Origin of the sequence: Candidatus Pseudomonas phytovorans (assembly GCA_029202525.1) — a bacterium.
Classification (GTDB): domain Bacteria; phylum Pseudomonadota; class Gammaproteobacteria; order Pseudomonadales; family Pseudomonadaceae; genus Aquipseudomonas; species Aquipseudomonas phytovorans.
The window spans coordinates 2,673,826-2,693,768 of the sequence record CP119325.1 but is presented as its reverse complement, the minus strand read 5'-3'; the positions used below and the strand labels follow the sequence as shown (position 1 = coordinate 2,693,768).

Below are 19,943 nucleotides of genomic sequence, written 5' to 3'. Positions count from 1 at the left end.
TACGTTTTTTCAATAGGTTGAACATGAATCCTGATACTCCACTGCAGCTGCTCGGCGGCATCTCGGCCCGCGAATTCATGCGCGACTACTGGCAGAAGAAGCCCCTGCTGGTGCGCCAGGCCTTCCCGGACTTCATCAGCCCGATCGACCCCGACGAACTGGCTGGCCTGGCCCTGGAAGAGGAAGTCGAGTCGCGTATCGTGCTTGAGCACGGCGCCCACCCGTGGGAGCTGCGCCGCGGCCCGTTCAACGAAGACACCTTCGCCGAACTGCCAGAAAAGGACTGGACCCTGCTGGTGCAAGCAGTGGATCAGTTTGTCCCGGAAGTGGCCGAGCTGCTGGAGAATTTCCGCTTCCTGCCGAGCTGGCGTATCGATGACGTGATGATCAGCTTTGCCGCCCCGGGTGGCAGCGTTGGCCCGCACTTCGACAACTACGACGTGTTCCTGCTGCAAGGCCACGGCGAGCGCAACTGGAAGATCGGCCAGATGTGCAACAGCGACAGCCCACTGCTGGAGCACGCCGACCTGCGCATTCTTGCCGAATTCGAGCAGAGTGAAGAGTGGACCCTGGAGCCAGGCGACATGCTTTACCTGCCACCGCGCCTGGCCCACTACGGCGTGGCCGTGGACGACTGCCTGACCTACTCGGTGGGCTTCCGCGCACCAAGCGCCGCCGAAGTGCTGACCCACTTCACCGATTTCCTGGGCCAGTTCCTGCCGGACGAAGAGCGCTACAGCGACGCCGACGCCCAGCCGGTCAGCGACCCGCACCAGATCCAGCACGACGCCCTCGACCGCCTCAAGGCACTGCTCGACAAGCACATGGGCGACAAAGACCTGCTGCTGACCTGGTTCGGCCAGTTCATGACCGAGCCGCGCTACCCGGAGCAGGTTGCAGGCGAAGAGCTGAGCGAAGACGAGCTGGTCAAAGCCCTCAAGGATGGCGCCATCCTGATTCGTAACCCAAGCGCGCGTATGGCCTGGTCCGAGCTCAACGACGACCTGATGCTGTTCGCCAGCGGCCGCAGCTGCCCGCTGCCGGCCAAACTGCGCGAGCTGCTGAAGCTGGTGTGCGCGGCCGATGCCCTGCACATCGACAACCTGGCAGAGTGGCTGGAAGACGAAGATGGCCTTATGCTAGTGCAGCAGCTGGTCCAACAAGGAAGCCTGGGATTCGCCGATGAATAAAATTCGTGTGCGCCTCGCCGACTGGCACAAGGACAACGCCGACATCCGCCGTATCCGCGAAGCGGTGTTCATTGCCGAACAGCACGTGCCACCAGAGCTGGAGTGGGACTCGGACGACCCGAGCGCCGTGCACTTCCTGGCCCTGGAAGGCGACTACCCGATCGGCACTGCCCGCCTGCTGCCTGACGGCACCATTGGCCGGGTGTCGGTGTTGAAGGACTGGCGTGGGCTGAAGGTGGGTGACGCGCTGATGAACGCCGTGATCATCGAGGCGCAGAACCGCGACCTGAAGCAACAGATGCTCAGCGCCCAGGTGCACGCCACCCCGTTCTACGAGCGACTGGGCTTTCGCGTAGTCAGCGAAGAGTTCCTCGAAGCCGGCATCCCGCACGTGGACATGGTGCGCGACTCGCGCGCCTGATCCGTAACCTGCACCGGCCTCTTCGCGGGCTCGCCCGCTCCCACAGGGACCCCACAGCATCTGGAATCTGTGGAGATCCTTTGGGAGCGGGCAAGCCCGCGAAGAGGCCGGCACAGGCCACGCAAATCCTTGCTGACAAAAACCTGTACATCCATCCAGATAAACCTTGCCTCCGCGCCCCTGCTTGCGCATCCTAGTGCCCATCACCCCCGATGAAGCGTTCCCGGCCATGCGCCTGTTCCTCTGCGAAAAACCCTCCCAGGCAAAAGACATCGCCAAAGTGCTCGGCGCCACCCGCAAGGGCGACGGCTGCTGGCAAGGCACCGACGTCTGCGTAACCTGGTGCATCGGCCACTTGCTGGAAACCGCCCCGCCCGACAGCTACGACGAACGCTACAAGCGCTGGAACCTGGCTGACCTGCCAATCATCCCGGACAAGTGGAAGATGCTGGTCAAGCCCAAGACCGCCAGCCAGTTCAAGGCAGTGAAGCGCCTGCTCGGCGAAGCGCGGGAACTGGTGATTGCCACCGACGCCGACCGCGAAGGCGAAATGATTGCCCGCGAGCTGGTCGAGCATTGCCGGTATCGCGGCCCGGTCCAGCGCCTTTGGCTGTCGGCGCTGGATGACACCTCCATCCGCAAGGCCCTGGCACGCCTGCTGCCAGGCCACGAAACGTTCAACCTTTACCACTCGGCGCTGGGCCGTTCGCGCGCCGACTGGCTGATCGGCATGAACATGAGCCGGCTGTTCACCCTGCTGGGCCGCCAATCCGGCTACCAGGGCGTGCTGCCGGTGGGCCGGGTACAAACGCCCACCCTGCGCCTGGTGGTCGACCGCGACCGCAGCATCGCCGACTTCGTGCCGGTGCCGTTCTGGGCCATCGACGTGCAACTGGAACACGCCGGCCAGCGCTTTAACGCCCAATGGCGTGCGCCCGAAGACGCCTGTGATGACCAGGGCCGCTGCCTGAAACAGGATCTGGCGCAACAAGCCTCTGCCGCCATGGGCCAGGCGGGCACTGCACGGGCTGTAAAGGTCGCCACCGAGCGCGTGCGCGAAGCGGCGCCGCTGCTCTTCGACCTCGGCACGCTGCAGGAGCTGTGCTCGAAAAAGTTCGGCCTGGGCGCCCAGGAAACCCTCGACATCGCGCAGGCCCTGTACGAAACCCACAAGCTGATCACCTACCCGCGTAGCGATTGCGGCTATCTGCCGCAAAGCCAGCACGCCGAGGCCCCGGGCATTCTCGCCGCCCTGCAACGGGCCGATGCCAGCCTAGCGCCACTGCAACCTTACCTGGAGCCGCAGCGCCGTTCGCGGGCCTGGAACGACGCCAAGGTCAGCGCCCACCACGGCATCATTCCCACCGCCGCTGCCAGCGACCCGTCGCGCCTGCCCGCCAAGCACAAGGCGGTGTATACCCTGATCCGCGCCCGTTACCTGGCGCAGTTCCTGCCCAATCATGAGTACGACCGCACCCAGGCCGACTTCGACTGTGCCGGCCATGCACTGCGCGCGGTGGGCAAGCAGATCGTCGAACCGGGCTGGCGCCGCGCCCTGCCCGAGGCACTGACCCCGGCCAAGGGCCGCGAAGCACCACCGGCCCAGGTGCTGCCAGTGCTGCGCGAAGGCCAGGACTGCAACGTGCAAGGCCTGCAACTGAAAGACCTGTGGACCCAGCCGCCCAAGCCGTTTACTGAAGGCGACCTGATCAAGGCAATGAAGAACGTCGCCAAGCTGGTGGACGACCCACGCCTGAAGCAGAAGCTCAAGGAAACCACCGGCATCGGCACCGAGGCCACCCGCGCCAGCATCATCCAGGGCCTGCTTGACCGCGGCTACCTGGTAAAGAACGGCAAGGCTCTTGCGGCCACGCCTGCGGCTTTCAGCCTGATCGATGCCGTACCCCGCGCCATTGCCGACCCCGGTACCACGGCGATCTGGGAGCAGGCGCTGGACATGGTGCAGAGTGGCGAGATGACCTTGGAAGAGTTCGTCGCCCGGCAGTCGGCGTGGATAGGCAAGCTGGTGGAGCGCTGCAGCGGCATGCGCATGACCATCAGCGGTTCGGCAGCAGGGGCAGCGCCGCCGTGGAAGAAAAAGCGGCGCGGTGGAGGGAAAAGTAAAACAGCTGGCAGCAAGTCGGCCGCCAGCAAGCCGCGTCAGCCCCGAAAAAAAGCGACAACCTGAAAATTCTGCATCGCCTTTACTGGCCTCTTCGCGGGCGTGCCCGCGAAGAGGCCGGCACTGGCAATACATCACGACCAGATAAACCACAAATCCTGCCCGACACATTGGCGCCATGAAATTAAACTGCTAAGTTTTCATGAAAATAATCACAATAATTTTCATGAGGCTTTTGCATGTTCAAACAGTCCGCCCAACACGTCGCCAGCTATTACGCCCAGACCTACCCCGCCAACATCCCGCTACGCCCCACTCTTCAAGGCACCCACCACACCGATGTCCTGATCATCGGCGCCGGCTTTAGTGGCCTACATACCGCCCTGCGCCTGACCCTGGCCGGCAAGCGCGTAACACTGCTGGAGGCCAGTCGCGTGGCCTGGGCTGCGTCCGGGCGCAACGGTGGCCAGGCCTTGCTGGGCTGGTCATGCGACATGCCACCGCTGGAAAAGGCCTTGGGCGTCGAGCGTACCCAACGGCTGTGGGCAAGCATGTGCTGGGCCGCCGACGAGATGCGTGAGCTGCCCCAGCGCCACGGCTTCGACATCGACTACCGGCTGGGCAGCCTGTGGACCGCAGTCATGCCGCGTCGGGTGAAAATGCTTGAAGAAGCCCTGCACGAGGCTGAATACAAGTGGGGCTATGACGCCCTGCGCCTGATCGGCCGTGACGAGTTGCCACAATGGATCGACAGCCCGCGCTACCAGGCTGCGCTGTACGACGCCAAGGGCGCCCACCTCAACCCACTGAAGCTGGCCCAAGGCCTGGCCAGCGCCATTGAGGCTGGCGGCGGGCGCATTTTCGAGCAAAGCCAGGTACTCGACTACCAGGCAAGCGGCAACGGCTATGTCGCCCGCACAAACTGCGGCGAGGTACACTGCGACGTGTTGGTGCTGGCCTGCAATGCCTACATCGACCGCCTCGACCGCAGCCTGTCGCGCCGCCTGCTGCCGGTCGGCTCCTACCAGGTGGCCACTGAGCCACTGGATGCCGACTTCGCCCGTTCGCTGCTACCGCGCAACAGTTGCGTGATCGACAATCAGTTCGTGCCCGACTACTTCCGCCTTACCCCGGACCATCGCCTGCTGTTCGGCGGCGGCTGCACCTACCTGGGCGGCATTCCCAAGGACGTCGCCAGCGCCACCCGCCCCTACCTGGAGCGGGTGTTCCCGCAACTGGCCGGCGTGGCCATCGACTATGCCTGGGGTGGTCATATCGATTGCAGCATCCAGCGCACCCCGGACGTCGGCCATGAGGGCCAGCGCTATTGGCTGCAGGGCTTCTCCGGGCATGGCGTACTGCCGACCCTGGCCGCAGCGCGGGCGGTGAGCGATGCCATTCTCGGCGACGACGATCTGTTGGCGCTGTACCAAGGCATCGACAACGGCCGCTTCCCCGGCGGTGATCTGCTCGCGGCGCCACTGGAAGCCGCCGCCAAGGCCTGGTACAGGATGCGCGACAACATCTGAAGACGGCCGGCGCTTGCTACGCCGAAATCTCCCCTATGCTCATTAGCTCCCTTCGGTGCCTGCAGACAGGAGACACGACCATGAGCCATGTAACCACGAAGGACGGGGTGCAGATTTTCTACAAGGACTGGGGCCCGCGCGATGCGCCCGTTATTCACTTCCACCACGGCTGGCCGCTCAGCGCAGACGACTGGGACACGCAGATGCTGTTCTTCCTCGCCCACGGTTACCGGGTGGTGGCCCACGACCGGCGTGGCCATGGCCGCTCCAGCCAAGTATGGGACGGCCACGACATGGATCACTACGCCGACGACACCGCAGCCGTGGTCGCCCACCTGGGCACCCAGGGCGCCGTGCATGTCGGCCACTCGACCGGCGGTGGCGAGGTGGTGCGCTACATGGCCCGCTACCCCGAGGATAAAGTGGCCAAGGCGGTGCTGATCGCGGCCGTGCCGCCACTGATGGTGCAAACGCCCGACAACCCCGGTGGCCTGCCCAAGTCGGTGTTCGACGGCTTCCAGGCCCAGGTCGCCAACAACCGCGCGCAATTCTACCGGGATGTACCGACCGGGCCGTTCTATGGCTACAACCGCCCCGGTGTCGAAGCCAGCGAAGGCATCATCGGCAACTGGTGGCGGCAAGGCATGATCGGCAGCGCCAAGGCCCATTACGATGGCATCGTGGCGTTTTCGCAGACGGACTTTACCGAGGACTTGAAGGGCATCCAGCAGCCGGTGCTGGTGATGCATGGTGACGATGACCAGATCGTGCCGTATGAGAACTCGGGGCCGCGGTCGGCCGAACTGCTGCCCAATGGCACATTGAAGACCTACAAGGGCTACCCGCATGGCATGCCGACTACCCACGCCGATGTGATCAACGCGGATTTGCTGGCGTTTATCCGCAGCTGATGTGATCGCCAGTGCCCGCGAAAGGGCCGGCACTGGCAACACACCCCTCTCAGGATTACCATGTCTCCCCTCTAGCGCGGCCCCTTTGTCGCCCCATTGCCTCCCTGCCTGCCAGATCCCATGCCCTTCGAACTCACCGTAGAACCCCTCACCCTGCTGATTCTGGCGCTGGTCGCCTTTGTTGCCGGTTTCATCGATGCCATCGCCGGTGGCGGCGGCCTGCTAACCACTCCGGCGCTGCTTACCGCCGGCATGCCGCCGCACCTGGTACTGGGCACCAACAAGCTCAGCTCCACCTTCGGTTCGGCCACCGCAGGCTTCACCTACTACAGGCGCAAACTGTTCCACCCGGCTCAGTGGCGCCCGGCGTTGTTCGCCACCTTGACCGGGGCGTTGCTCGGCGCAGTCATCGCTCACTACATGCCCGCTGAATGGCTGAACAAGATGCTGCCGGTGATCGTCTTCGCCTGTGGCATCTACCTGCTGTTCGGCGGCACGCCCAAGGCGCCGCTGGATGCCGATGCGCCGATCAGGAAAAAGTGGCAAGTACCGCAAGGTTTCACCCTGGGCTTCTACGATGGCGTCGCCGGCCCGGGCACGGGGGCGTTCTGGACGGTCAGCACCTTGCTGCTGTACCCCATCGACCTGGTCCGCGCCAGCGGCGTGGCGCGCAGCATGAACTTCGTCAGCAACATCGCGGCGCTGACGGTGTTCATCATTTCCGGGCAGGTGGACTACGTGGTCGGCCTTTGCATGGGCCTGTCGGTGATGGTCGGCGCCTTCTTCGGCGCACGCACGGCGATCAGCGGCGGCAGCAAGTTCATCCGCCCGGTGTTCATCACCGTGGTGCTGGCACTGACTGTACGCTTAGCGTGGCAGCACTGGTTCGGGCAAGCCTAAGCGTCGCGCAACGTACAGGTCGATCAGATAACGGGCGATGGAGCGCCCCGCTGGTAGCGGCGGCAGGTCGTGGACGCTGAACCACTGGGCGTCTTCGATCTCGTCCGGCTGCATGACGATATCGCCACCCGCATATTCGGCATGGAAACCGAGCATCATCGAATGCGGGAACGGCCAGCATTGGCTGCCGACGTACTGGATGTTCTGCACCTCGACCGCCACTTCTTCACGCACTTCGCGCACCAGGCAGTCCTCGGCCGACTCGCCCGGTTCGGCGAAGCCTGCCAGTGTGCTGTACACCCCTGTGACGAAACGCGGCGAGCGTGCCAGCAGGATTTCATCGCCACGGGTGACCAGCACGATCATGCTCGGCGAAATACGCGGGTAACTGCGCAGGTCGCACGGCTGGCAGTACATCGCCCGCTCCCAGCGGATTTGCGTCATCGCCTGGCCACAGCTGCCGCAGAAACGGTGCTCGCGGGCCCACGTGCCGATTTGCGCGGCGTAGCCCAACACCTTGTAGATATCGAAGTCACCTTCGAGCATGAACGCACGCAGGCCACGCCAGCTGCAGCCTGGCACATCGCTGGCGCTGCGTAACTCCAGCAGGAACACCGGCTGGCCGTCAAAATGGCCAATACCGTGTTCGCACAGTACATCGAGATCCTGGCGCTTGAGCCAGTCGCGGGGGAACAGCGCGCCGTTGTCATCCACCAGAAACCCTTCCGGGCTGCGGGCCACGGCCACGCCCCCGGTAATCTGCGGGTCGAGTACTGCAGTAGTCCAGCGTGCTGACATGTCGGGGGGTTCCTTGACTGCGCGTCCCCCGGCCCGATCAGTCGGCGAACGTCGGTTTCTGTTTGCTCATGTGCGCCGCCACGGCCACGCGCAGGTCTTCGGACTGCAGCATCGCGGCGTTCCAGGTGGCGATGTAGTCCAGGCCATCGTCGATACGATGGTCACGCATGTAGCTGAGCATTTCCTTGGTGCCGGCCACGGCGATCGGCGATTTTGCAGCAATCTCACGGGCGATGGCAAAGACGCCGTCCATCAAAGCCGCCTGATCATCATAGACCCGGTTGACCAGGCCAATGCGCAGCGCCTCGTCGGCCGCGACGTTGCGCCCGGTGAAGGCCAGCTCACGCATCATGCCGTCGCCAATGATACGTGGCAAACGTTGCAGTGTGCCGACGTCGGCGGCCATGCCCATGTCGATTTCCTTGATCGAGAACTGCGCGTCACTGCTGCAGTAGCGCATGTCGCACGCCGAGATGAGGTCGATGGCGCCACCGATGCAATAGCCTTGCACGGCCGCCAGTACCGGCTTGCGGCATTTGTCCACCGCGGTGAACGAGGCCTGCAGCCGCTGGATGGTGCTCCGTAGAAAGCGTGCATTGCGGCCCACATCCTTGCCCATTTGCCCGGCCAGCGAAGCCAGCATCATCAGGTCGATGCCCGCAGAAAAATGCTTGCCGGCTCCACTGATCACCACCGCCCGCACGGCATCGGTGTCGTCGATCCACTGGAAGATGGCGATGATCTCTTCCCAGAAGGCCGCGTTCATCGCGTTGACCTTCTCCGGGCGGTTGATCTGAACGTGGGCGATGTTGTCGGTCAGTTCAACCTTGAACGCACTGTACTCGGTCACGGGCGGCACTCCTGCGGGTGAAGGATTCATAGCGCGGATGGTAACCCAGCCCGGCGACCGCACTTGTGCCAAAAACGGGACTGCGCGCCTTGCCTAAGACGCGTTGATCCGGCACCGTGCGCCATCGCCGAATTATAAGGATACATATTCATGTCGCGCTCCCTGACCGGCGCCCTCGCCCACGGTTTTCTGGGCCAGTCGCCGCTTTGGTACAAGGCGGTCATCTGCCTGTTCCTGGTGCTCAACCCGCTGCTACTGGTCACCGTTGGCCCGGTTGCAGCCGGCTGGGCGCTGGTAATCGAGTTCATCTTCACCCTGGGCATGGCGCTGAAGTGCTACCCGCTGATGCCCGGTGGGCTGTTGCTGATTGAGGCCCTGCTGTTGCAGCTGACCACGCCGCAGGCGCTGTATGAAGAGCTGCAGCACAATTTCCCGGTGATCCTGCTGCTGATGTTCATGGTCGCCGGCATCCACTTCATGAAGGAGCTGCTGCTGTTTCTGTTCTCGCGCATCCTGTTGGGGGTGCGCTCGAAAGCCATGCTGGCGTTGTTGTTCTGCGTGCTTTCGGCGTTTCTGTCGGCGTTTCTCGACGCGCTGACCGTGACGGCCGTGATCATCAGCGCGGCGGTCGGCTTCTATGCGGTGTACCACCGCGTGGCGTCCGGGGCCAACCCGCGTGAAGACACCGCGCTGGACAGCGACCAGCAGATCGCCCAACTGCACCGCAAAGACCTCGACCAGTTCCGTGACTTCCTGCGCAGCCTACTGATGCATGGCGCCGTGGGTACCGCCCTGGGCGGCGTGTGTACGCTGGTGGGTGAGCCGCAGAACCTGCTGATCGGCCACGAGATGGGTTGGCACTTCGCCGACTTCTTCTTCAAGGTGGCGCCGGTGTCGTTGCCGGTGCTGGGTGCCGGCCTGCTGACCTGCGTGCTGCTGGAAAAGCTGCGCCTGTTTGGCTACGGCACGCTGATGCCTGAGCCCGTGCGCCAGGTACTGGCTGCCTATGCTGACGAGGATGACGCCTCACGCACCCAGGCCCAGCGCCTGGCACTGTGGGTACAGGGGATCGCTGCGCTGATCCTGATCGTGTGCCTGGGGCTGCATGTGGCCGAGGTTGGCCTGATCGGCCTGATGGTGATCGTGCTGATCACCGCCTTTACCGGGATCACCGACGAGCACCGGCTGGGCCGCGCCTTCCAGGACGCCATGCCGTTCACCTCGTTGCTGGTGGTGTTCTTCGCCGTGGTCGCGGTGATTCACCAGCAGCAACTGTTCAGCCCACTGATCAGCTGGGTGCTGACCCTGCCGGCCGAACAGCAACCGGGCATGCTGTACCTGGCTAACGGCTTGCTGTCGGCAATCAGCGACAACGTGTTTGTCGCCACCATCTATATCACCGAGGTGAAGCAGGCGTTTCTCAATGGCGGCATGAGCCGCGAGCATTTCGAAACGCTGGCGGTGGCGATCAATACCGGCACCAACCTGCCCAGCGTGGCGACACCGAATGGGCAGGCAGCCTTCCTGTTCCTGCTTACCTCGGCGATTGCGCCGCTGATCCGGCTATCGTACGGGCGAATGGTATGGATGGCCTTGCCCTACACCGTGGTGATGGGTGGGCTGGGGTGGTGGGCGGTGACCTACTGGTTGTGATGATGCGATCGCGCACACTCATACAACTTTTGCCACGCGCCGGCATCGAATCCCAGGTAAGCCCCTAACCGCTCCAAGGAGGTCAACCATGGTGCTGCGCACTACGCTGCTGCTTTCCTGCATGACCCTGGCCCTGCTCGGCTGCGCCGGCAACGATCATCCGGCACCGCCGCGCACCCAGCAGGTCGACCTGCAACGCTACCAGGGCACCTGGTACGAACTGGCGCGATTGCCAATGTTCTTCCAGCGCAACTGCGTCCAGTCCGAAGCGCACTATGGTTTGCGCACAGACGGCCGGATCGACGTGACCAACCGCTGTAAGGAAAAGGACGGCCAGTGGAACGAAGCCAAGGGCGTCGCCGAGGCTCAGCAACCGGGCAGCACCGACAAGCTGTGGGTGCGCTTTGATAACTGGTTCAGCCGCCTGGCACCGGGCCTGACCAAGGGCGAGTACTGGGTGCTGTACCACGACAAAGACTACCGCGTGGCACTGGTCGGCCACCCCAACCGCGAGTACCTGTGGCTGCTTTCGCGCACGCCTGTGGTCACCGACCAGCAGCGCGAGCAACTGCTGACCATCGCCCGGGAACAAGGTTATGACACCAGCAAGCTCATCTGGCGGCAGGGAGACTAGCAGGCCGTCGACGGCGGGCGGCAATCCGGCTATGGTGTGCGCCCTTTCTCGCCTCGAAGGAACGCGCCCGCTGGTGCGACAGCGCCGATTTCGAGCACACTTGCCCGCTGGTGCCACAAGGACTGCAGGCACTGCTGCGCGACCTGTGGCTGTTGGGCTGAACCAAGGAGCCGGAGCATGGACCTGCTGTTCCTCGGCACTAGCGCCGGGGTGCCAACCAAGGCACGCAATGTCAGCGCCACGGCCGTTATCGAGGCCAGTGGCAGCCACTGGTACCTGGTCGATTGCGGTGAAGGCACCCAGCATCAGTTGCTGCACACCCCGCTGTCGCTGCGCGACCTGCGCGCCATTTTCATCACCCACGTACATGGCGATCATTGCTTTGGCCTGCCCGGCCTGCTGGCCAGCGCCGGCATGAGCGGGCGCACCCAGCCGCTTGAGCTGATCCTGCCCGCCGCACTGCATGACTGGGTACGCCTGGGTCTGGCGGCCAGCGACACCTTTCTACCGTTCGAACTGCGCCTGCTGGCCGTGGAGGACGTGGCCGAATGGCGCAGCGAGACCCTGCAGGTAACCACCGTGCAGCTGTCGCACCGCGTGCCAAGCGTCGGGTTCGTGTTCACCGAACTCAATCCCGAACCGCGCCTGGACATCCCGCGCCTGGAAGCCGAAGGCATACCGCGTGGTCCGCTGTGGGGCGAGTTGGCCAAGGGTTTGACCGTGCAGCATGACGGGCAGTGGCTGAACGGCAATGACTACCTGCGCCCTTCACGCCCGCCGCGGCGGGTGGTGGTATGTGGGGACAACGACAACCCCGAGCTGCTGGCCGAAGCTACCAAAGGTGCGGATGTGCTGGTGCACGAAGCCACGTTCACCCAGGCAGTGGTCGAACGCACCGGGGTCACCTTCGGCCACAGCACGGCAGCGGCGGTGGCACGCTTTGCCGAAGCTGCGGGCGTGCGCAACCTGGTGCTGACGCACTTCAGCGCCCGCTACCAGTACGACCCGCGGCGCAGCCCGAATATCGACAACGTACGTGACGAAGCCCTTGCTCATTACAGCGGGCAACTGACCTTGGCGCGGGACCTGAAGCGCTATCGTATTGGTCGTGATGGCTGTTTGGAGCTGGTCGGATGAATTGAGGCGCTTCGCGGGTGTCCGTCATTACAGCTTCAGCGCCTGCGAGATCGAGCGCCGCCCGCGCGGCGCATCGCGAGCTGCGCTCGCTCCCACGTTTGTTTCGGGCCAATCACTCCTGTGTGATTTGCGCGCGAACGCTTTTGCGCATGGCTCGAAATCGCGTCGTACGAATAAGGCGGTCGCGCGCGCCTGTGACAGGCGTTACTGGCCAGAAACAAACGTGGGAGCGAGCGCAGCTCGCGATGCGCCGCGCGGGCGGCGCTCGATCTCGCAGGCGCCGAAATACTCACGTCAACCTAAGCCGCCAACCGTCCGCTGGCAATCGCTTCAGACGCCGCCAGCATCGCCCGCAGCAACACCGCGCACCCTGCCGCCAGGTCGTCAGGCGTGGCGTTTTCGATCTCGTTATGACTGATGCCGTTCTCGCACGGCACGAAAATCATCCCCGCCGGCCCCAGCTCGGCCAGGAAGATCGCGTCATGCCCCGCGCCGCTGACAATGTCCATGTGCGGCAAACCCAGCGCCTGCGCCGATGCGCGCACGGCATCAACACAGCCTTTGTCGAAGTACAACGCCGGGAAGTCGGCCGTAGGCACCAGTTCGTGGTTCAAGCCATGCTTGGCGCAGGTCGCCTCGATCACCCCACGCACTTCGGCAATCATCGCGTTCAGTTGCTCGCCTTCCAGGTGGCGGAAGTCCAGGGTCATGCGCACCTCACCCGGGATCACGTTACGCGAGCCTGGATACGCCTGTAGACAACCCACAGTGCCGCAGGCATGGGGCTGGTGGCCAAGGGCGGTGCGGTTGACCGCCTCCACCACGGCGGCAGCGCCGACCAGAGCATCTTTGCGCAGGTGCATGGGCGTCGGGCCGGCGTGGGCTTCAACGCCACGCAAGGTCAGGTCGAACCATTTCTGGCCCAGTGCCCCGAGCACGACACCGATGGTCTTGGCCTGGTCCTCAAGGATCGGGCCCTGTTCGATATGGGCTTCGAAATAGGCCCCGACCGGATGGCCAAGCACCGCACGCGCGCCCGCATAGCCGATAGCATTCAAGGCCTCGCCAACGCTAACGCCCTGGGCATCACGCTTGGCCAGGGTTTCCTCCAGGGTGAACTTGCCGGCGAACACCCCCGATCCCATCATGCACGGTGCAAAACGCGAGCCTTCTTCATTGGTCCACACCACCACTTCCAGCGGCGCCTCGGTTTCCACGCCCAGGTCGTTGAGGGTGCGGATCACCTCCAGCCCGGCCATCACCCCGAAGCAGCCATCGAACTTGCCGCCGGTAGGCTGTGTGTCGATATGGCTGCCGGTCATCACCGGGGGCAGCTTGGGGTTACGCCCCGGGCGGCGGGCGAAGATGTTGCCGACGGCGTCGATGCTGACCGTACAACCGGCGGCCTCGCACCACTGCACGAACAGGTCGCGGGCCTGACGGTCAAGGTCGGTCAGGGCCAGGCGGCACACACCACCCTTGGCAGTGGCACCGAGGCGGGCCAGGTCCATCAGCGATTGCCACAGGCGGTTGCCGTCGACATGGTGGGCGGTGGTCTTCAGAATCTCTTTGACTGGGGTCACGGGTTTCTCCTTCAGGCTTTTTTTTTCTGTTCTGGCCCCTTCGCGGGCGAGCCCGCGAAGAAGCAGACTCGGTCTCAGGGCAAGGGCTTGGCCAGCCGCGCCGGGTTGCGCGCAGCCAGGCCGGCGAACACGTAGTACAGCCCGCCGCCCAGCAGCGAGCCGGTAAACCAGCCGTAGTCGTAAAACCAGCTGAAACTGCTGTTACCAATCGCCATCATGGTCAGCGCCACCGGCAAGGCGAAGGCGGCAAAACCCGCCCAGTTCCACGCCGGGTACACATCGTCCCGGTACAACCCGGCCAGGTCCAGCTGCTGCCGACGGATCAGGAAATAGTCCACCACCATGATCCCGGCAATCGGCCCGAGCAGGCTGGAATAACCGAGCAGCCAGTTGGAGTACACACTCTCCAGGCTCAGGTCGGAGACAATCAGCCCCAGCTTCTTCAGCAGCTCATGACCCATCAGCGCCAGGCCGATAAAGCCGGTCAGCCATACCGCACGGCTGCGCCCGATCAGGCGTGGAGCGATGTTCTGGAAGTCGTTGGTCGGCGACACAATGTTCGCCGCGGTGTTGGTCGACAGCGTGGCAATCACGATCAACGCCATGGCCAGGGCCACCCAGAACGGGCTGTGGATCCTGCCGATCAGGCTGACCGGGTCGGACACCGTCTCGCCTACCAACGACGCCGAGGCAGCGGTCAGTATCACGCCCAGCGAAGCGAACAGGAACATGGTCAGCGGCAGGCCGAAGATCTGCCCGAGAATCTGATCTTTCTGGCTGCGGGCGTAGCGGCTGAAGTCGGGAATATTCAGTGACAATGTGGCCCAGAAGCCGACCATTGCCGTAAGCCCGGCGCAGAAGTAACTGACCACGCTCGCCCCTTCCGGGCGCTTGGGCGGTTGCGCCAGCAGTTCGGTCATCGACATGTGCGGCAAGGCCCAGAACAGCAGGCCGACGCCCACCGCCACCAACAGCGGCGCAGACAGCGTTTCCAGCCACTTGATCGACTCGGCGCCGCGCAGCACCACCCACAGGTTCAGGCACCAGAAAATCATGAAGCCAATCACCTCACCGGTGCCGCCCAGGGCCTTCCAGCCATCGAACACCGAGCCAAGGAACAGGTGAATGGCCAACCCGCCGAACATGGTCTGAATGCCAAACCAGCCACAGGCGACCACTGCGCGAATCAGGCAGGGCACGTTGGAACCGAGGATGCCGAACGACGAGCGCAGAAGTACCGGAAAAGGGATGCCGTACTTGGTGCCAGGGAAGGCGTTGAGGGTTAGCGGGATCAGCACGATCACGTTGGCCAGCAGAATCGCCAGCAGCGCTTCGCCGACACTGAGGCCGAAGTAGGCGGTGAGCACACCGCCCAGGGTGTAGGTGGGTACACAGATGGACATGCCCACCCACAGGGCGGTGATGTGCCACTTGTTCCAGGTGCGCTGATGCACCTTGGTCGGTGCGATGTCGTGGTTGTAGCGCGGGCTGTCGAGGACATCACTGCCCTCGGCCAGCTCGAACAGGCCATCCTGCTCGACCACTTCCGATCTGCTCTGTTGCATGGGCCTTTCTCCAGACTTTTTTTTGTAGTTGTTTGCTCATCGGGCTAATTCGATGGCCGGAGTACACACGCTTAGCGGTGCTTAGAAATCTTGACCAAATTTCTATCTTGTCAAGTTAGTCAAAAATCTTGAAAGCCCCGTAGTTAACGGGCCTATAAAAATTAATCATTTAAAATCAATACGTTAAAAATCCACAAAATTAATAGGAAATTTTCTTGCTGAATTCCAGATCAGCATCTAGCCTCGAATCTTGTCAGGCCTGACAGGATTAACCGCCCTGCCCGCCCTGACATCAGACAATTCCAAGAACCGGCCATGAGACCGGTCAGCCTGCGAGGAAAACGGCATGTCCCTGTTGATCCGTGGCGCCACCGTGGTTACCCACGAAGAGAGTTACCCCGCCGATGTCCTGTGTGTCGATGGCCTGATCCGTGCCATCGGGCCAAACCTCGAACCACCCACCGACTGCGAGATCCTCGACGGCAGCGGCCAGTACCTGATGCCCGGCGGCATCGACCCGCATACCCATATGCAGTTGCCATTCATGGGTACCGTGGCCAGCGAGGATTTCTTCAGCGGCACCGCTGCGGGCCTGGCCGGCGGCACCACGTCGATCATCGACTTCGTCATCCCCAACCCGCAGCAGTCATTGCTGGAGGCCTACCATACCTGGCGCGGCTGGGCACAGAAGAGCGCCAGCGACTACGGCTTCCACGTTGCAATCACCTGGTGGAGCGAGCAGGTAGCTGAAGAGATGGGCGAACTGGTAGCCAAGCATGGAGTGAACAGCTTCAAGCACTTCATGGCCTACAAGAATGCGATCATGGCCGCCGACGACACCCTGGTGGCCAGCTTCGAGCGTTGCCTGCAACTGGGTGCGGTGCCCACCGTGCATGCCGAGAACGGCGAGCTGGTGTACCACCTGCAGAAGAAACTGCTGGCCCAGGGCATGACCGGGCCAGAGGCACACCCCCTTTCGCGCCCTTCGCAAGTGGAAGGTGAAGCGGCCAGCCGCGCCATTCGCATTGCCGAAACGATTGGTACCCCGCTGTATGTGGTGCACATTTCCAGCCGTGAGGCACTGGATGAAATCACCTACGCGCGCGCAAAGGGCCAGCCGGTATACGGCGAAGTCCTGCCGGGCCACCTGCTGCTTGACGACAGCGTCTACCGCGACCCGGACTGGGCCACTGCCGCCGGTTATGTAATGAGCCCGCCGTTCCGCCCGCGCGAACACCAAGAGGCGCTGTGGCGCGGCCTGCAGTCGGGCAACCTGCACACCACCGCCACCGACCATTGCTGCTTCTGCGCCGAGCAGAAAGCCATGGGGCGCGACGACTTCAGCCGCATCCCCAATGGTACTGCTGGCATCGAAGACCGCATGGCGGTGCTGTGGGATGCCGGGGTCAACAGCGGGCGCCTGTCGATGCATGAGTTCGTTGCGCTGACGTCGACCAATACGGCGAAAATCTTCAACCTGTTCCCGCGCAAGGGCGCCATCCGCGTGGGTGCCGACGCCGACCTGGTGCTGTGGGACCCGCAGGGCACGCGCACCATCTCAGCCCAGACCCACCACCAGCGGGTGGACTTCAACATCTTTGAAGGCCGCACGGTGCGCGGCATCCCCAGCCACACCATCAGCCAGGGCAAGGTGCTCTGGGCCAATGGCGATCTGCGCGCCGAACCGGGCGCGGGACGGTATGTGGAGCGGCCGGCGTATCCGTCGGTGTACGAGGTGCTGGGGCGACGCGCCGAACAACAGCGCCCGACGCCCGTCCAGCGCTGAAGCCATTGGGGCTGCTGCGCAGCCCATCGCCGGCAAGCCAGCTCCCACAGGGATAGCACCACTTTCAAGGACATCACCGTACTTGTGGGAGCTGGCTTGCCGGCGATTGGGGCGCATAGCGCCCCCATTCCAAGCCAAATATAAGAAAGAGAGGCTACAACCGTGATCGACGCCCTGAACCACTTGCCGCGCCCCCGGGCCGGTGCCGACCAGTTGGCCGAGCGCTTCAGCGACCTGGCCCCACCCCTCACCGCCCGCCAGGCCGCCGTCGAAAGCGCGCGCTGCCTGTATTGCTACGACGCCCCCTGCGTCACCGCGTGCCCAAGCGACATCGACATCCCGTCATTCATCCACCGCATCAGCGACGAAAACCTGCAAGGCGCCGCCGAGCGCATCCTCTCGGCCAACATCCTGGGTGGCAGTTGCGCCCGCGTCTGCCCCACCGAAATCCTTTGCCAGCAAGCTTGTGTGCGCAACAACGCGCAGGAATGTGCGCCGGTACTGATCGGCCAATTGCAGCGCTACGCCCTGGACAACGCCCACTTCACCGAACACCCGTTCAAGCGCTCACCGGCCAGCGGCAAACGCATCGCCGTAGTGGGTGCCGGCCCTGCCGGTCTTTCCTGCGCCCACCGGCTGGCCATGCACGGGCATGACGTGGTGGTGTTCGAGGCCTGCGACAAGGCCGGTGGCCTCAACGAGTACGGCATTGCCCGCTACAAGCTGGTCGACGACTACGCCCAGCGTGAAGTGGAGTTCCTGCTGGGCATTGGCGGCATCGAAGTGCGCCATGGCCAGCGCTTGGGCGGCAACCTCAGCCTGGGCGAGCTGCGCGACCAGTACGACGCTGTGTTCCTCGGCCTCGGCCTGAACGCCGTGCGCCAGCTCGGCCTGCCCGAAGAGGAAGCACCCGGCCTGCTCGCTGCCACTCAGTACATCCGTGAACTGCGCCAGGCCGACGACCTGAGCCTGCTGCCCCTGGCCGACCGTTGCCTGGTGATCGGCGCTGGCAACACGGCCATCGACATGGCGGTGCAGATGAGCCGCCTGGGTGCCCGCGACGTCAACCTGGTGTATCGCCGTGGCCATGCCGACATGGGCGCCACCGGCCACGAGCAAGACATCGCCAAGGCCAACCAGGTGCGCCTGCACACCTGGGCGCGCCCCGACGCCGTGCTGCTGGATGACACCGGCAAGGTGCGCGGTATGCGCTTTGCCCGCACCGAACGGGCGGACGGCCGCCTGCGCGATACGGGTGAAACTTTCGAGCTGGCCGCCGATGCCATCTTCAAGGCCATCGGCCAGCGCTTCGATGATGCCAGCCTCGCCGACCCGGTGGCCGCGCAGCTGGCCCGCGAGGGTGAGCGCATCCGCGTTGACGAAACCCTGCAGACCAGCCTGCCGGGCGTTTATGCCGGCGGCGACTGCACCGCCCTGGGCCAGGACCTCACTGTCCAGGCCGTGCAGCACGGCAAACTGGCCGCCGAAGCCATCCATGCCCAACTCATGCTCAACGTGGAGGCAGCGTAAATGGCCGACTTGTCTATCGTATTTGCCGGCATCAAGGCACCCAACCCGTTCTGGCTGGCCTCTGCACCACCCACCGACAAGGCCTATAACGTGGTCCGCGCCTTCGAGGCCGGCTGGGGCGGCGTGGTCTGGAAAACCCTGGGCGAGGACCCGGCAGCAGTCAACGTGTCGTCGCGCTATTCGGCGCATTACGGCGCCAACCGCCTGGTGCAGGGCATCAACAATATCGAGCTGATTACCGACCGCTCACTGGAAATCAACCTGCGCGAAATCACCCAGGTGAAGAAGGACTGGCCCGACCGCGCATTGATCGTGTCGCTGATGGTGCCGTGCCTGGAGGACTCGTGGAAGTTCATCCTGCCACTGGTCGAAGCCACCGGGGCCGATGGCATCGAGCTGAACTTCGGCTGCCCGCACGGCATGCCGGAACGCGGTATGGGTGCGGCAGTCGGCCAGGTGCCGGAATACGTGGAACTGGTCACCCGCTGGTGCAAGACCTACTGCTCGCTGCCGGTGATCGTGAAGCTTACGCCGAACATCACCGACATCCGCCAGTCGGCTCGCGCCGCGCACCGTGGCGGTGCCGATGCGGTGTCGTTGATCAACACCATCAACTCCATCACCAGCGTCGACCTGGACCGCATGGTGGCCCACCCCATCGTCGGAGACCAAAGCACCCATGGCGGTTACTGCGGTTCGGCAGTGAAGCCGATTGCGCTGAATATGGTGGCGGAAATCGCCCGCGACCCGGAAACCCACGGTTTGCCGATCTGCGGCATTGGCGGCATCAGCAACTGGCGTGATGCAGCAGAGTTCATGGCCCTGGGTAGTGGTGCCGTACAAGTGTGCACGGCGGCGATGCTGCACGGCTTTCGCATTGTCGAGGACATGCAGGATGGCCTGGCACGCTGGATGGACCAGCATGGGCATCGCAACATCGAGGCATTCCGTGGTCAGGCGGTGGGGCATACCACCGACTGGAAGTACCTGGATATCAACTACAAGTCGGTAGCGCACATCGACGAGGCGGCATGCATTGGCTGCGGCCGCTGCCACATTGCCTGTGAGGACACCTCGCACCAGGCGATTGCCAGCACGCTGAAGGCAGATGGCACGCATGCCTACAGCGTGATCGAGGAGGAATGCGTGGGCTGCAATCTGTGCCAGATCACCTGCCCGGTTGAAAACTGCATCGAGATGGAGGCGCAGGATACCGGCAAGCCGTACCTGAACTGGACGCAGGATCCGCGCAACCCCTACCGCGAGGCCAGCTGAGCCATTGGGGCTGCTGCGCAGCCCTTCGCGGGCACGCCCGCTCCCACAGGTTCTGCGTT

At 63.8% G+C, this 19,943-nt stretch carries 16 protein-coding genes; 12 read left to right on the top strand and 4 right to left on the bottom strand.

Annotated features, from left to right (window positions below):
* The first annotated feature begins 23 nt into the window (after positions 1 to 23).
* From P0Y58_11805 to P0Y58_11780, 6 genes are all read left to right on the top strand, one after another.
* Positions 24 to 1,190, top strand: coding sequence for a cupin domain-containing protein (locus tag P0Y58_11805; GenBank protein ID WEK32838.1), 1,167 nt, complete (start codon positions 24 to 26; stop codon positions 1,188 to 1,190).
* Positions 1,183 to 1,611: a GNAT family N-acetyltransferase gene (locus tag P0Y58_11800; GenBank protein ID WEK32837.1), complete on the top strand. Its 429-nt coding sequence runs from the start codon at positions 1,183 to 1,185 to the stop codon at positions 1,609 to 1,611. Before P0Y58_11805 ends, P0Y58_11800 begins: the two co-directional genes overlap by 8 nt.
* 229 nt (positions 1,612 to 1,840) lie before the next feature.
* Positions 1,841 to 3,799 carry a DNA topoisomerase III gene (locus P0Y58_11795; protein WEK33318.1) on the top strand — a complete coding sequence of 653 codons (1,959 nt, stop codon included), beginning with the start codon at positions 1,841 to 1,843 and terminating at the stop codon, positions 3,797 to 3,799.
* 173 nt (positions 3,800 to 3,972) lie between these two features.
* Entirely contained in the window at positions 3,973 to 5,262 is a 1,290-nt protein-coding gene (locus P0Y58_11790; GenBank protein ID WEK32836.1) for an FAD-binding oxidoreductase, read from the top strand.
* Positions 5,263 to 5,342: 80 nt separating this feature from the next.
* Positions 5,343 to 6,173: an alpha/beta hydrolase gene (locus P0Y58_11785; protein WEK32835.1), complete on the top strand. Its 831-nt coding sequence runs from the start codon at positions 5,343 to 5,345 to the stop codon at positions 6,171 to 6,173.
* Positions 6,174 to 6,293: 120 nt separating this feature from the next.
* Positions 6,294 to 7,073, top strand: a complete 780-nt coding sequence (locus P0Y58_11780) for a TSUP family transporter (GenBank protein ID WEK32834.1) — start codon at positions 6,294 to 6,296, stop codon at positions 7,071 to 7,073.
* Here the strand turns inward: P0Y58_11780 and nudC are convergent.
* Complete coding sequence (gene nudC / locus P0Y58_11775) at positions 7,041 to 7,871, bottom strand: NAD(+) diphosphatase (protein ID WEK32833.1); 831 nt, start codon at positions 7,869 to 7,871, stop codon at positions 7,041 to 7,043. The genes P0Y58_11780 and nudC overlap by 33 nt on opposite strands.
* A 37-nt stretch (positions 7,872 to 7,908) precedes the next feature.
* On the bottom strand, positions 7,909 to 8,721 hold the full coding sequence (locus P0Y58_11770) for a crotonase/enoyl-CoA hydratase family protein (GenBank protein WEK32832.1): 813 nt from the start codon (positions 8,719 to 8,721) through the stop codon (positions 7,909 to 7,911).
* A 150-nt stretch (positions 8,722 to 8,871) separates the two neighbouring features.
* On the opposite strand from P0Y58_11770, the gene nhaB reads away from it, so the two are divergent.
* From nhaB to P0Y58_11755, 3 genes are all read left to right on the top strand, one after another.
* Positions 8,872 to 10,374 carry a sodium/proton antiporter NhaB gene (nhaB, locus tag P0Y58_11765; GenBank protein ID WEK32831.1) on the top strand — a complete coding sequence of 501 codons (1,503 nt, stop codon included), beginning with the start codon at positions 8,872 to 8,874 and terminating at the stop codon, positions 10,372 to 10,374.
* Between the two features lie 88 nt (positions 10,375 to 10,462).
* On the top strand, positions 10,463 to 11,008 hold the full coding sequence (locus P0Y58_11760) for a lipocalin family protein (protein ID WEK32830.1): 546 nt from the start codon (positions 10,463 to 10,465) through the stop codon (positions 11,006 to 11,008).
* 177 nt (positions 11,009 to 11,185) lie between these two features.
* Positions 11,186 to 12,145 (top strand): MBL fold metallo-hydrolase, encoded by a 960-nt coding sequence (locus tag P0Y58_11755; protein WEK32829.1) that lies wholly within the window; start codon positions 11,186 to 11,188, stop codon positions 12,143 to 12,145.
* Positions 12,146 to 12,444: 299 nt separating this feature from the next.
* Here the strand turns inward: P0Y58_11755 and P0Y58_11750 are convergent, their stop codons facing one another.
* Complete coding sequence (locus tag P0Y58_11750) at positions 12,445 to 13,728, bottom strand: Zn-dependent hydrolase (GenBank protein ID WEK32828.1); 1,284 nt, start codon at positions 13,726 to 13,728, stop codon at positions 12,445 to 12,447.
* A 74-nt stretch (positions 13,729 to 13,802) separates the two neighbouring features.
* A complete protein-coding gene (locus tag P0Y58_11745) occupies positions 13,803 to 15,293 on the bottom strand; it encodes an NCS1 family nucleobase:cation symporter-1 (GenBank protein ID WEK32827.1) in 1,491 nt (496 codons plus the stop codon).
* Positions 15,294 to 15,639: 346 nt separating this feature from the next.
* Between P0Y58_11745 and hydA the strand changes: the two genes are divergently transcribed.
* The 3 genes from hydA (at position 15,640) to preA (ending at position 19,884) form a co-directional block, all read left to right on the top strand.
* Positions 15,640 to 17,079 carry a dihydropyrimidinase gene (hydA, locus tag P0Y58_11740; GenBank protein ID WEK32826.1) on the top strand — a complete coding sequence of 480 codons (1,440 nt, stop codon included), beginning with the start codon at positions 15,640 to 15,642 and terminating at the stop codon, positions 17,077 to 17,079.
* A 162-nt stretch (positions 17,080 to 17,241) separates the two neighbouring features.
* Entirely contained in the window at positions 17,242 to 18,609 is a 1,368-nt protein-coding gene (locus tag P0Y58_11735) for an NAD(P)-dependent oxidoreductase (protein ID WEK32825.1), read from the top strand.
* A complete protein-coding gene (gene preA / locus P0Y58_11730; protein WEK32824.1) occupies positions 18,610 to 19,884 on the top strand; it encodes an NAD-dependent dihydropyrimidine dehydrogenase subunit PreA in 1,275 nt (424 codons plus the stop codon). It abuts the gene before it with no gap.
* Positions 19,885 to 19,943 lie beyond the last annotated feature (59 nt).

Excerpts from the sequence above, each read along its gene's own strand:
- P0Y58_11805 (WEK32838.1), top strand. The coding sequence starts at position 24 with ATGAATCCTGATACTCCACTGCAGCTGCTCGGCGGCATCTCGGCCCGC.
- P0Y58_11800 (WEK32837.1), top strand. The coding sequence starts at position 1,183 with ATGAATAAAATTCGTGTGCGCCTCGCCGACTGGCACAAGGACAACGCC.
- P0Y58_11795 (WEK33318.1), top strand. The coding sequence starts at position 1,841 with ATGCGCCTGTTCCTCTGCGAAAAACCCTCCCAGGCAAAAGACATCGCC.
- P0Y58_11790 (WEK32836.1), top strand. The coding sequence starts at position 3,973 with ATGTTCAAACAGTCCGCCCAACACGTCGCCAGCTATTACGCCCAGACC.
- P0Y58_11785 (WEK32835.1), top strand. The coding sequence starts at position 5,343 with ATGAGCCATGTAACCACGAAGGACGGGGTGCAGATTTTCTACAAGGAC.
- P0Y58_11780 (WEK32834.1), top strand. The coding sequence starts at position 6,294 with ATGCCCTTCGAACTCACCGTAGAACCCCTCACCCTGCTGATTCTGGCG.
- nudC (WEK32833.1), bottom strand. The coding sequence starts at position 7,871 with ATGTCAGCACGCTGGACTACTGCAGTACTCGACCCGCAGATTACCGGG.
- nhaB (WEK32831.1), top strand. The coding sequence starts at position 8,872 with ATGTCGCGCTCCCTGACCGGCGCCCTCGCCCACGGTTTTCTGGGCCAG.
- P0Y58_11760 (WEK32830.1), top strand. The coding sequence starts at position 10,463 with ATGGTGCTGCGCACTACGCTGCTGCTTTCCTGCATGACCCTGGCCCTG.
- P0Y58_11755 (WEK32829.1), top strand. The coding sequence starts at position 11,186 with ATGGACCTGCTGTTCCTCGGCACTAGCGCCGGGGTGCCAACCAAGGCA.
- P0Y58_11745 (WEK32827.1), bottom strand. The coding sequence starts at position 15,293 with ATGCAACAGAGCAGATCGGAAGTGGTCGAGCAGGATGGCCTGTTCGAG.
- hydA (WEK32826.1), top strand. The coding sequence starts at position 15,640 with ATGTCCCTGTTGATCCGTGGCGCCACCGTGGTTACCCACGAAGAGAGT.
- preA (WEK32824.1), top strand. The coding sequence starts at position 18,610 with ATGGCCGACTTGTCTATCGTATTTGCCGGCATCAAGGCACCCAACCCG.